The sequence below is a fragment of the Azorhizobium sp. AG788 genome, from assembly GCF_943371865.1.
In the GTDB taxonomy this organism is placed as follows: Bacteria; Pseudomonadota; Alphaproteobacteria; order Rhizobiales; family Xanthobacteraceae; genus Azorhizobium.
On the sequence record NZ_CALRWL010000051.1, the window covers coordinates 1 to 12350 of the forward strand.

The 12350-nt window shown below is 65.0% G+C and carries 9 protein-coding genes and 1 pseudogene; 9 read left to right on the top strand and 1 reads right to left on the bottom strand.

Annotated features, from left to right (window positions below; all coding sequences use genetic code 11):
- The 6 genes and pseudogenes from AAG816_RS22430 to AAG816_RS22455 all read left to right on the top strand — a co-directional run.
- Positions 1–1117: ABC transporter substrate-binding protein (locus tag AAG816_RS22430; protein WP_341991916.1), on the top strand; the 1117-nt coding region annotated here is incomplete at its 5' end.
- Positions 1118–1153: 36 nt separating this feature from the next.
- Entirely contained in the window at positions 1154–2095 is a 942-nt protein-coding gene (locus AAG816_RS22435; protein WP_341991917.1) for an ABC transporter permease, read from the top strand.
- Positions 2092–2979 (top strand): ABC transporter permease, encoded by an 888-nt coding sequence (locus AAG816_RS22440; protein WP_341991918.1) that lies wholly within the window; start codon positions 2092–2094, stop codon positions 2977–2979. Before AAG816_RS22435 ends, AAG816_RS22440 begins: the two co-directional genes overlap by 4 nt.
- A gap of 26 nt (positions 2980–3005) precedes the next feature.
- Complete coding sequence (locus AAG816_RS22445) at positions 3006–3980, top strand: ABC transporter ATP-binding protein (protein ID WP_341991919.1); 975 nt, start codon at positions 3006–3008, stop codon at positions 3978–3980.
- Positions 3977–4978: an oligopeptide/dipeptide ABC transporter ATP-binding protein gene (locus AAG816_RS22450; protein ID WP_341991920.1), complete on the top strand. Its 1002-nt coding sequence runs from the start codon at positions 3977–3979 to the stop codon at positions 4976–4978. The genes AAG816_RS22445 and AAG816_RS22450 overlap by 4 nt, the downstream gene beginning before the upstream one ends.
- A gap of 433 nt (positions 4979–5411) precedes the next feature.
- Positions 5412–5513, top strand: a pseudogene (locus AAG816_RS22455) (IS5/IS1182 family transposase); the annotation flags it as partial.
- A gap of 81 nt (positions 5514–5594) precedes the next feature.
- Here the strand turns inward: AAG816_RS22455 and AAG816_RS22460 are convergent.
- Entirely contained in the window at positions 5595–9668 is a 4074-nt protein-coding gene (locus tag AAG816_RS22460; protein WP_341991921.1) for a CheR family methyltransferase, read from the bottom strand.
- Here AAG816_RS22460 and AAG816_RS22465 point away from each other — a divergent pair.
- The 3 genes from AAG816_RS22465 (at position 9667) to AAG816_RS22475 (ending at position 12041) form a co-directional block, all read left to right on the top strand.
- Positions 9667–9981 (top strand): zinc-binding dehydrogenase, encoded by a 315-nt coding sequence (locus AAG816_RS22465; protein WP_341991922.1) that lies wholly within the window; start codon positions 9667–9669, stop codon positions 9979–9981. The two genes, AAG816_RS22460 and AAG816_RS22465, sit on opposite strands and share 2 nt — an antisense overlap.
- A gap of 199 nt (positions 9982–10180) precedes the next feature.
- Entirely contained in the window at positions 10181–11164 is a 984-nt protein-coding gene (locus AAG816_RS22470) for a zinc-dependent alcohol dehydrogenase family protein (RefSeq protein ID WP_341991923.1), read from the top strand.
- 79 nt (positions 11165–11243) lie between these two features.
- Positions 11244–12041 carry a mechanosensitive ion channel family protein gene (locus tag AAG816_RS22475; protein WP_341991924.1) on the top strand — a complete coding sequence of 266 codons (798 nt, stop codon included), beginning with the start codon at positions 11244–11246 and terminating at the stop codon, positions 12039–12041.
- Positions 12042–12350 lie beyond the last annotated feature (309 nt).

The window sequence follows — 12350 nt, forward strand, 5'->3', positions numbered from 1 at the left end:
GGCGGTCGCCATCGACGATACCACCGTCGAATTCCATCTCGCCTATCCCTGGGCCGCCTTCCCGAGCATCTTTCTGATCGACAACTTCCTGATCTGGGTGATGCCCACCGAGCATGCGAAGTCCGCCGGCCCAGACCTCAATCGCCGGCCGATCGGCGCCGGCCCCTACATGATGACGGAGTGGAAGCAGGACGACAGCATTACCTTCGAGAAAAATCCCAACTACTGGAATCCGAAGGCGCAGCATCTCGACAAGATCGTCATCCGTTTCCTGCCCGATGCCACTGCACGTTTCACGGCTCTGAAGACTGGCGACATCGACATTTTCTATGAGCCCCTCGGCAAGCAGGTCGTGGCGGCACGCAGCGACAAGTCTTTGCGGATCGTGGAGTATGTCGGCACCGGCGCCTCTACCGTCAACATCAACACCTCGGTGCCGCCGTTCGACGATGTCCGGGTCCGTCAGGCGCTGGCCCATGCCTTGGACCGCAACATCGAGCTCAAGGTCGGTTTCGACGGCGTCGGCAGTCTTGCCACCAGCTTCTGGGGGGTGAACTCCGAGTGGCATTGTGCGGACGTGGGCTATCCCGAATACGATCCGGAGAAGGCCAAAGCGCTCCTCCAGGCGTACGGCAAGCCTGTGAAGATCGTGCTCCAGGTGCAGCCGACAGCAAACATGACCATTCCTGCGCAGCTCTACCAGAGCTTCTGGCAGAAGGTCGGTATCGAGACGGAGATCAAGAGCATTCAGGGCGGTCCCTCCTACATCAAACCAGTGCTGGGAGGCGACTATCAGCTTGCGATGTGGGAAGTGGCGGATGTGCCCGACCCCGACTTTCAGGTCTATCAGGCCTTCTTTTCGAAGAGCGGTGGCAACATCACCAAGATCAAGGATCCGGTTCTGGACCAGGCCATCGAGACCGGCCGGCGCAGCCTCGACGTCGACGTCCGCAAGAAGGCATACTGCGATTTCAGCAAGGAGATGGCCAAGCAGATGCCGATCCTCCTGCGGCTCCAGTCGAACTATTTCGCCATCACGCTGCCGCGGGTCCACGGCATCCCGCTGATGCGGCGCGGGCTCGTGCGACTCAACGAAGTCTGGGTCGATCCCAAATAGTCTTCGCTTGCAGGAGCGCACCGCAGGGTGCAGGCCATGACCCACTATTTCCTGCGCAAGCTGTTGCCACTGGTCGTCGTCCTGCTGGTGGTTGCCGCGGCAAGCTTCCTGCTCATGAACCTGCTCCCGGGTGACGTCGCCTTAACCCTGCTCGGCAACGAGGCGACGCCGGCAGCGGTCGCGCAGGTCCGCGCCGAGCTCGGCCTCGACCAACCGCTCCTGCTGCGCTACCTGCACTGGCTGGCGGACTTCATGCGGGGCGACCTCGGCCGCTCCTACATCACGCAGGTCCCGGTGATGGAATCGATCCTCGATCGCCTTCCGGTGACGGTCGAGCTGATGCTGCTGAGCCAGGGACTGGCGCTGCTTATCGCGGTTCCCACTGGCGTGCTGTGCGCCTACCAGGCCGGTAGCAGGATCGACCAGTTCGCGAACGCGGTGGCGATGTTGCTGCTCGCGGCGCCCGTGTTCATTATCGCGATCCTCCTGATGTTCCTGTTCGCGCTCAAGCTGCGCTGGCTGCCGTCGACCGGCTACGTGCCGTTCACGACCGATCCCGTCGGAAACCTCGCGCATCTTGCGTTGCCTGCGCTCGCGATCGCGCTGGCGGAATGGCCGTCACTCTTCGCCGTGCTCCGTGCCGACATGATCAAGACGCTGCAGCAGGACTATATCGCCCTCGCCAAGGCCAAGGGCCTAAGTCCCGCTTTCATCCTGTTCCGCCACGCCTTGCGGCCATCGTCGTTCACGCTTGTGACGATTTCAGGCCTGCAGATCGCCGCGACGATTGCCGGCGCGCTGGTGGTGGAGACGATCTTCGGATTGCCCGGGATCGGCCGCATGCTGACAGGCGCGGTCTATAATCGCGACATGATGCTGGTGCAGGGATGTGTCGCGACCATCTCCATCGGTTATGTCCTGATCAACTTCGGCGTTGATCTCATCTACGCGCTGCTCGATCCGAGAGTGCGGCAATGACCTTTGTCGCCGACGATCCCGGACGTGAGACCTCATCGGCGATCGGCGCGCCGCGCCCGATGGTCGTGCGCGATCGGCTGGGACTTCGCTTCTGGATCCCAGTGGCCTGGATCGCGATCGTGGTCGCGCTGGCCGTGACGGCCAACCTTCTGCCGCTGCCGGGGCCGATCGAGACGGACTTCACCGCGCTCTCCACCTGGCCCGATCGCACCCATTGGTTCGGCACCGACCAACTCGGCCGGGACATCCTCTCCCGCGCGATCTTCGGCGCCCGGATCTCCCTGACCATCGGCCTGCTGGCGCCGGCTCTCGGGCTTGGCATCGGCATGGCCCTGGGCATGGCAGCCGGCTACTTTCGCGGGCGCGTCGAAGTCGTCATCGTCGCCGCCATGGACGCGGTCATGGCGTTTCCCGGCATTCTCGTCGTCCTGGCGGTCACAGCGTATGTCGGGGCCAGCGTCCCGCTTCTGATCATCCTGCTCGGCATCCTGACGGTCCCCATGTTCATGCGGGTGGCGCGCGCAAATACGCTGGTGTTCGCCCAGCACGACTTCGTCCTGGCGGCGCGCGCCATGGGCGCGACCCACTGGCGGGTCCTGTCGCTCGAAATCCTGCCGAACGTCGTGATCCCGATGCTGATCTACGCGCTTCTCGTGGTCTCGCGCATCATCGTGGTCGAGGGCGTGTTGTCCTTTCTCGGCCTGAGCCTGCCGGCGCCGTGGCCGACCTGGGGCAACATGATCGCGGACGGGCAGGTCGATCTTGCCACCTTGCCCTACATCCCCTTCATTCCCGCCGCGCTGATGTTTCTCACGGTGCTGTCGATCAATCTGATCGGCGAGCGCCTGCGGGCGGGGACAGATGTTCGTGGCAGCGTGCTGTGACGGACGCAGGCCCGGCGCTCCTTGAGGTGACCGACCTTGCAACGCAATTCCACACGCCGCGCGGCCCGCTGCGCGCGGTCGATGGCGTGTCATTTTCGGTCCGGCGGGGGCAGACGCTGGGGATCGTCGGCGAGTCGGGGTCCGGCAAGAGCGCTCTCGCCCGAACGATCATCGGCATCCTGTCGAAGCAGCGCACGACCACCACCGGCCGCATCACGTTCGAGGGCCGCGATCTGCTGAAAATGTCCGAACGGGACATGCGCGACATCCGCGGCCGGGACATTGCGATGGTCTTCCAGGATCCGACATCGTCGCTCAATCCGGTCAAACGGGTCGGTGTTCAAATCGAGGAGGTCCTCACCCGGCATCTTGGCCTGCGCGGCCGCGCCGCCCGGGCCCGGGCCACCGAGCTTCTCACATCCGTGGGTCTGTCTCTCCCCGAGGAGCGCCTGCACCATTATCCGCATCAGCTATCCGGCGGCATGCGCCAACGGGTCGCCATCGCCATCGCGCTCGCCTGTGAGCCCAAGCTTCTGATCGCCGACGAGCCGACCACGGCCCTCGATGTCACCATCCAGGCGCAGATCCTCGACCTGCTGCAACGCCGGCAGAAGGCCCACAACATGGCGTTGATCCTGATCTCGCACGACCTCGGCGTGGTGGCCGGATACACCGACGCGGTCGCGGTGATGTATGCGGGGCAGATGGTCGAACAGGCTTCGACACGATCGCTCTTCCGCAACTGCCGCATGCCCTATACGGCGGCCTTGATGCGGTCCGCGCCGAACCTGTCCGATCCGCCCCACACGCGGTTGCGCGCGATCGCGGGACGGCCGCCGGACATGTTGCTACCGCCGCCAGGGTGCCGCTTCGCACCGCGCTGCGACTATGCAACCGACATCTGCCGAAGCGACCAGCCGCCGCTGTCAGCGTCCGATGCGACCGGTACGCACCGCTATGCCTGCTGGCACCCGGTCGCCTCCCCCGGAGCAACCTCGTGAGCCCGGCAGAACTCCTCGTCATCGACGACCTGTCCGTCACCTACAAGCTGCCAGGCGGGCGACGGCTGACGGCGGTCGCGAACGTCAGCTTCACGGTCTACAAGGGTGAAACCCTCGGACTGGTCGGCGAATCCGGCTGTGGCAAATCGACGATTTCACGCGCGATCATGCAGCTTCCGCCGCCGACGGGGGGCTCGGTGATCTTCGAGGGGCGCAACCTCGCAAGCCTTGATACCGCGACGCTGCGCCGGACGCGCACACGCCTGCACATGATTTTCCAAGATCCGATCTCCTCGCTCAATCCGCGCCGCAAGGTGCGCGACATCGTCGCGGAGCCGTTGGCGATTGCCGGGATCGGCGACGCCGAAGACCGCACACGTCGCGTCCGCGCCGTGCTCGAAACCGTCGGCCTCGATCCCGATCAGGTTATGGACCGCCGGCCGCACGAATTCTCGGGCGGCCAGTGCCAGCGCATCGCCATCGCCCGGGCGCTCGTCACGGAGCCGCATCTCGTGATCTGCGATGAACCGGTTTCCGCGCTCGACGTCTCCGTACGCGCGCAGATTCTCAACTTTCTCGAGGATATGAAGGCGCGCTATGGCCTGACGCTGCTGTTCATCAGTCATGACCTCGCCGTGGTCAAAAACATCAGCGACCGCGTCGCGGTCATGTACCTCGGCCGCCTGTGCGAACTCGCGCCATCGGCCCGGCTCTACGAGGCGCCATTGCACCCCTACACGGCGGCATTGATGGCCGCCATTCCTGTCATGGACCCGGATTGGCGCCCCTCACCGTCACACCTGCTCGCCGGAGAGCTGCCCTCTCCCATGAACCCGCCGAGCGGCTGCCGCTTTCGGACACGATGCCCGCGCGCGGCGCCGCTCTGTGCGGCGCGCGAGCCGGCATGGCAGGAGGCCGAAGCCGGCCATTTCGTCGCCTGTCATTTTCCGCTCGTTGCATCGGAAGGCGCGACGATCTCCGCGGCGCGGCAACCATGATTTCCGCCAGTCGTTCCATGCGGGATCACGGACGTTGTGCGCCAACGCGGGTCACCGCGCATCCACTGCCGGCTTCGCTGCACTCAAGCGACAGATCGAAACCAGGCCAGCCGCTCACACATTCGACCAACGCCTAATTGCAGTCATGATCGGACACAACGGACATTACATCAAGCATCTCCGGATACCCACTGTTCACGGGGTAATAAACATAGGTTTCGGCTGTACCAGATACCCCTATCATGTTCGCGAGTTCGGCACCTCCCCCGAACGGCGGCGCAAGCTCGAGCAACTGGAGCTGATGCTTGGGGACGCCCGGGAGACCCTCATCGACCTGAAGCAGGCAGAGCTGATGCTCGACTGGTGCGCAGACGTGCTCGACACCGGATCGAAGGCCAGCAACGAGAGTCCCATGGCCAAGGTGGCGGTGAGCGAAGCGCTCAAAGGCTTCCATGTCCTGCCGCGTCGATGGGTGGTGGAGCAGACCTTCGCCTGGATCTTCAAGAACCGACGCCTCGTCCGCGCCTACGAGCAGATCACCGTCGTCGCCCCCCCCTCATCACGATCGCCGCTTCAGCCGCCCTGCTGCGCAGATGGCAGTGAACCACGCCCCTTCTCAAATGCCCTCCGAGATAGCTTCGTCCGGCTCCGCGGAGGTCGCAGCCACAGCCAGCCGCGCGAGGGCCGGAAGCGATCGGGCGCCGGTCTTGCGCATGATGGCGGCGCGATGGTTTTCCACCGTGCGCTGGCTGATGTGAAGATCAGCAGCGATGTTCTTGCTCGGGTGACCTGCGAGCACAAGGTTCATGATCTCCCGCTGGCGCGCGGTGAGCGCGGCGAGATGACCTGCTGCGTTCGCCCGCCAGGCCGATAGTTTTGACGTGTCGTGCGCCTGGTCCAGCGCGCGCCGGACACCGCTGGACAATTCGTCGTACGCCACCGGTTTCTCGATGAAGTCCGATGCCCCGGCCTTCATCGCGGCGATGGCCATGGGCACGTCGCTATTGCCGGTGATCATGATCGCCGGCAATCCGAAATTCCCGCTCTGAAGCCGCTTGAGCAGTTGAAGCCCGGTCATTCCCGGCAGGCAGGCATCCACCAGGAGGCACCCTTCGTGCCCAGGCCGATACGCCTCCAGGAAGGCCTCGCAGGTCTCGAAATCCTCGACCAGATGACCATCCGCCTCCAGCAGAGCGCGGATGCCATCGCGCACATGGCGATCATCATCGACCACATATATGATGGGCCGCGCCGTTGCGGGCGGAGCCTCCACACGACGTTCCACGGCGGGCGCAGGGACCGAGCTGGAGAGCAGGCGACGGATGTTCTGGACCACGTCCGCGGCCTTGATCGGCTTATTGAGCTGGACGCACTCCTGCCCGGCAATCCGCCGCAGGGTTTGTGTCGAGATATCGCCGGTCAGGATCAAGACCGGGATGGGGCGATGGAATCGCTCCCGGATCTTGGTCGCGGCGGCAAGCCCGTCCATGCCATGGGGCAGATTGTAGTCCGCGAGAATGAGGTCCGGAGCGATGGTGGCACGGGCCATCAGGTCCACCGCGGCAGCGCCGTCGGCCACAAGGATCGGCCGATGCCCCGCGTCCCGCAGCACCACCGCCAGCAACTCCCGCAGTTCCCGGTCGTCCTCGATGACGAGGATCGAACCGGACGGAGCGGCGCCGGCATCTGCAATGTCTGATGCCGTGTTGGACGCGCGCACCTCCGGACGACCATCGCGGCCCGTGGGCAGCATGACGTTGATGGAAAAGACCGACCCCCGTCCCGGTTGCGAGCGCACCTGGATCGGATGCCCGAGCAGGTTCGCCAGGCGCTTGACGATGGACAGGCCAAGCCCAAGGCCGCGCGCGTTTTCACGGGCCGCATTGTCGAGCTGGTGGTACTCATCGAAGATGGCATCGAGCTCCTGGGTGGCAATGCCGATGCCCGTATCCAGGATCTCCACGCTCAGCATGCCGCCGCGCCGACGGCAGCCCAGCAGCACTTTGCCACGCTTGGTATATTTCAGCGCATTCGACACCAGATTGCGGATCATCTGCTCCAGCAGGCGCGGATCGCTATGCACGGACAGGCCGCACGGCACCACGCGCAGGATCAGCTTCTGCGCACCGGCAGGATAGGAGAACTCGTCCCGCAGCCGTTCCAGCAGGTCGTTGATCGGGAAGGTCACAAGCTCGGGCCGAACGGTGCCCGCTTCCAATTGGTTGATGTCGAGCAGGGTGTTGAGCATCCCCGCCATGGCGGCCGCCGTCAGGTCGAGCCGCCCCACCAGTGCCAGGGCCTCCTCCTTCTTGTCGTCGCGGATCTTCCGCGCCAGAACGCCCCGCATCAGGCTGAGGGCTTGCAGCGGCTGGCGCAGATCATGGCTTGCCGCCGCCAGAAAGCGGGACTTGGCGACATTGGCCCGCTGCGCCTCACGGCGCGCCACCTCCAAAGCCTCATTGGTGTGACGGCGCTCGGTGATATCGGCGAAGGTGATGACCACGCCCTCGACAGCATCATTCTGGGCGCGATAGGGCAGGATGCGGCGGATGTACCACTGGCCATTGCGGGCCTGGATCTCGCATTCCAAGGGCGCGAGCGTTTGCAACACGGTGCGCGCGTCGGCCAGGAGCGCGCGGTCGGCCGCCAGCGAATTGAGGTCGGCGAGCGGCCGGCCGACATCGCTCGGAATGATGTTGAACAGCGCCCGGGTCGCCGGGGTGAAGAAGCGGATATGCAGGCCCATATCGAGAAAGATGGTCGCCACGTCGGTGCTGTAGAGGATGTTCTTCAGGTCGCTGGCGGTGGTGCGCTGCCGTTCCAGGGTTTCCTGGAGCTGGCTGTTCAGGGCCGTCAGCTCCTCGTTGAGCGACTGCAATTCCTCCTTTGAGGTCAGCAATTCCTCATTGGTGGACTGGAACTCCTCATTGACGGACAGCGCCTCTTCATTGACGGATTTCTGCTCCTCGTTGGATTTTTCCAAGCTGAGGATTGCCGCTTGCAATTCGCCCTGGGTGGCTTCGAGTTGCTGCTCCAGTTCGACAATCTGCGCGGTGCCATGGGGGGCATCCCCGCCCGCGCGCGAAGCGGCGGGTACCGGATCATCAATGAAGCAGATCAGCACCAGATCCTCGCCGTCGATCAGGGCGGGCTGGACCGCGATCCGGAACGATCCGGGCTTGCCTTCATGGGTGGTTCGCCCGCCGGAAATGACGACCAGCCTGCCCTCCAGCACGGTCTGCCGGATGGCGGCGCGCAGCTTGATGCGCAGATGCGGGCGCACCATGGCGAGCAGATCATAGCTGGGATGGCCCTGCGGCACGCGGAGATAGCGCTCCGTCGGTCCCAGTGAATACAGCCATTCCAGTTTTCGGCTGATCAGCACCGCCGCCGGTGCATAGGACTCCAGCACCAGCCGGCGGCATCCCTCGGCCAGAGTGGCATGCCGGGACGCGGCCGGGCCTTGCGCGGCGCGGGCCGGCAGCCGGGCGCCATCGGCGGTCCCGAATAGAAAGCCCGCCTCGCCGGGGCGGCTATGGCCGATGTGGCGATAGAGGCGCGCTTCCTTCGAGATCACCTCGAAGCGGCCATTGCTCTCCCCCACCGTCTCCGCACTGCCCAGCAGCAGCACGCCGCCCTGGCGCAATGCGAAGTGAAAGAACGAGATCACCTTGTGCTGCGCCTCGGGGCGCAGATAGATCAGGACGTTGCGGCAAGACACCATGTCGAGCCGCGAGAACGGCGGATCGGCCAGCACGTCCTGCACGGCGAAGACGATGGTGGCCCGCAACTCGGGCAGCACCCGGTAGCCATGGTCATCCTTCGAGAAAAAGCGCGTCAGCCGTTCGGGCGAAACCTCGGCCTCGATCGATGCGGGATAGAGCCCATCCCTGGCCGTCGCCACCGCTTCGACGTCCACATCGGAGGCAAAGATCTGCAGCTTGATCTCCCGCTTCGCCGCGGTCACCGCTTCCCGAAAGAGCATCGCCAGCGAATAGGTTTCCTCGCCCGTACTGCAGCCGGCGATCCACAGACGCAGCGGCTGATCGACCGAGTGGCTGCGGACCAGTTCGGGAATGATGGTTTTCGCCAGAACATCGAACACGCCGGGATCGCGGAAGAAGCTGGTGACGTTGATGAGCAGGTCGTTGGCCAGCTGCTCGAGTTCCTTGCCGTCGTTCTTCAATACCTCCGCGTAACGCGCCATGTCGTCGGCTGCGATGGAGGCCATGGCCATGCGGCGCTCGATCCTCCGCCGCAGAGTCCCTTCCTTGTAAAGCCTGAAATCATGGGCTGTGGCAGTGCGCAGCAATTCGATGATCTCAGGCAGCCAATCCGCGCGCGGATCCGGCGCTCCCGTCGGCGCCGGCGCCTCTGATTGGCCGGCGGGGCGCTTGGAATGCACCAGCGCATCGGGAATATCCGCCAATGGTAGGACGAGGTCGACGGCGCCGGTCTGGATCGCACTTTGCGGCATGCCGCCAAACGCGGCTTCTTCGGGATCCTGTGCGATGACGAAGCCGCCATTTTCCGTGATGGACTTGAGACCGAGACTGCCATCGGCTCCGGTTCCCGACAGGACCACGCAACGGGCTTTCTCGCCATAGGCCTCCGCCAGCGAGTGCAGCGGCGCCCATGGGGTGCTGATCACCGCCCCCACGCTCAGCGCCTTCAACCAGGGGGTCGGCATGACCCGCAAGCGCGGCACCTGCGTCCTGGTCGGCCTGCCGCCGGGCGATTTCCCGCTGCCGTTGTTCGACGTGGTGGCAAACTGCATCACCGTGCGCGGCTCATTCGTGGGCACCCGCGAGGATATGGCCGAATGCCTGGCGTTCGCCGCCGACGGCAAGGTCAAGGCCGACATTGAGTTGCAGCCGCTCTCCGCGATCAACGCGGTGTTCGATCGTCTGGAACGTGGCGATGTGCCCTCCCGCGTGGTGCTCGACTTCGCCCCGACGGTGGCATCCAGCTCCGCCCTGGCCCGGCCGCTTGAGACTGCGTGAAGTCAATGTGTCATCCCTCACTACATGAAACATCAGTGATCAGAAGCGCCTGATCGAAACACCGTCGCGCCGTTGCGACGGTGTCCTCTGCCCCCCTCTATTGCCCGGATCAGACGACGATGAACCATGGATGGCTGTTCGATATCTTCGCCCCTGGTGCGCAGGTTTCGGCACCGTCCGAGATCGTAGAGCGGCCCTCATGCAAGCCATGGTCCTGAACCGCCTCAGGACTCCGCTTGAATGGACCACCCTGCCGGATCGACAGCCCGGACCGGGGCAGATCCGCGTGAAGGTGCTGGCCTGCGGTGTCTGCCGCACGGATCTGCATGTGGTCGATGGCGAACTGCCCAACCCACAGGTGCCGATCATCCCCGGCCATGAGATTGTCGGTCGCATCGACGCCATCGGGGCCGGCGTTGAAGGGCTGAGCATGGGCGAGAGGGTCGGCATTCCCTGGCTGGGACACACCTGCGGCACCTGCGCCTATTGCCGCATGCAGCGGGAGAACCTGTGCGACACGCCGGTATTCACCGGCTTTACCCGCGACGACGGCTTTGCGACCGCAACCATCGCCGATGCGCACTTCGCGTTTCCATTGGGCGAACGTGGGAGCGACGTCGCCCTGGCACCCCTGCTGTGCGCCGGGCTGATCGGCTGGCGGTCGCTGGCCATCGCCGGCGAGGGCAAGAACGTGGGGCTCTACGGCTTCGGCGCCGCCGCCCATATCATCGCCCAGGTCGCCCGCTGGCAGGGGCGCAGCGTCTTTGCCTTCACCACGCCGGGCGATACGGTAACCCAGGATTTTGCGCGTTCTCTGGGCGCGCTCTGGGCCGGCGGCTCCGATGAAGCCCCGCCCGAGGCGCTGGATGCGGCCATCATCTTCGCGCCGGTGGGCGCTCTGGTGCCCATGGCGCTGACGGCGGTGCGCAAGGGTGGGCGAGTGGTGTGCGCCGGCATCCACATGAGCGACATCCCCAGCTTCCCCTATGCGCAGTTGTGGGAGGAACGGCAGATCCTGTCGGTGGCCAATCTCACCCGACAGGACGGCCTCGATTTCCTGCGCCAAGCTCCGGAGATGGGCATCGTCACCCACACCACGACCTATCGGCTGGAAGACGCCAACCAAGCCCTCGCGGACCTGCGTGCCGGTCGCTTCGATGGCGCCGCTGTCCTGGTGCCATGAGGCGGATGAGCATTCGCTCATTCCAGACGGCGCAACGTCGCCAGTGACATATTCACACGGCACAGGAGGCTGAAGCACCATGTTCGGTTGGATCGCCATATCCCTGCTCGTCGCCGCCGCAGGGCTGCTGGCCCTTCGCCTGCTGCCCCGCCTGCGGCCGTATCACTCGCTGTTGGGTGGTGGCTGCGTTCTGCTGCTGGTGACGACCCTGTTTCTGCGCACCAGCAATCCGGTGGGCGAGTTCCTGTTAGGGACCAGTGCCGGCGGTCCGTTCCTGCCGCGGCAAGTCTTCGGCGTCCTGTGGTGGATCCTGGGGGCGTGGCTGTGCAAGAGCCTGCTCGACCTGGTGCTGACGCGCACCTTCTTCCCCGACAATGACGAGCCCCATGCGCGCCGGCTGTTCGCCGATCTGGCTTCGGGCCTGATCTATCTGTTCGCGTTTTTCGGCATCGTCGGCACGGTGTTCAACGAGCCGGTCTCCACGCTGCTGGCGACCTCGGGCGTGCTGGCCATCGTGCTCGGCCTGGCGTTGCAGAACACGCTCGGCGATGTTCTGTCGGGCCTCGCCATCAACATCGAGCGCCCCTTCGGCGCCGGGGACTGGATCAGCCTCGCCGATCAGACCTCGGGCCAGGTCATGCAGGTCAACTGGCGCGCCACGCGGCTGCGCACCTGGGCCCATGACATGGTGGTCATCCCCAACAGCGTGGTGACGAAAGCCATCGTCACCAACCATAGCCGCCCGGCCGGCGCCCATCACTGCAACATCAGGCTCAGCGTCGATCCCGTGACCCCGCCCTCGCAGGTCATTGCTGCATTGGTGGCAGCGGCCACCGGCAGCTCGCACATGGCTCATGCCACCCTGCCCCAGGCCTAAGCCATCGGCATTTCTGACGCGCAGATCGACTATGAACTGGTGTTTGCCATCGACAGCTTCGCGCGCATGCCCAGCGCGCGGTCGGAGATGGTGGGGCGCATCGCGGATACCTTCCGGACCCTCGGCATCAGCCTCGGCGCATCCATTGTGGATGTCCGGATCCACCAGCCGCACGCTCCACATGACGGCGCCTATGGGCCGGCGCACCCGGACCAGACTGGCGGGCCCGTTGCGCACCTGGACCCGCCGCTCCCGCCCCGCCTTCAAACCACGGCCGCACGGTGATCCCGCTTGGACGTCCGGAACGCC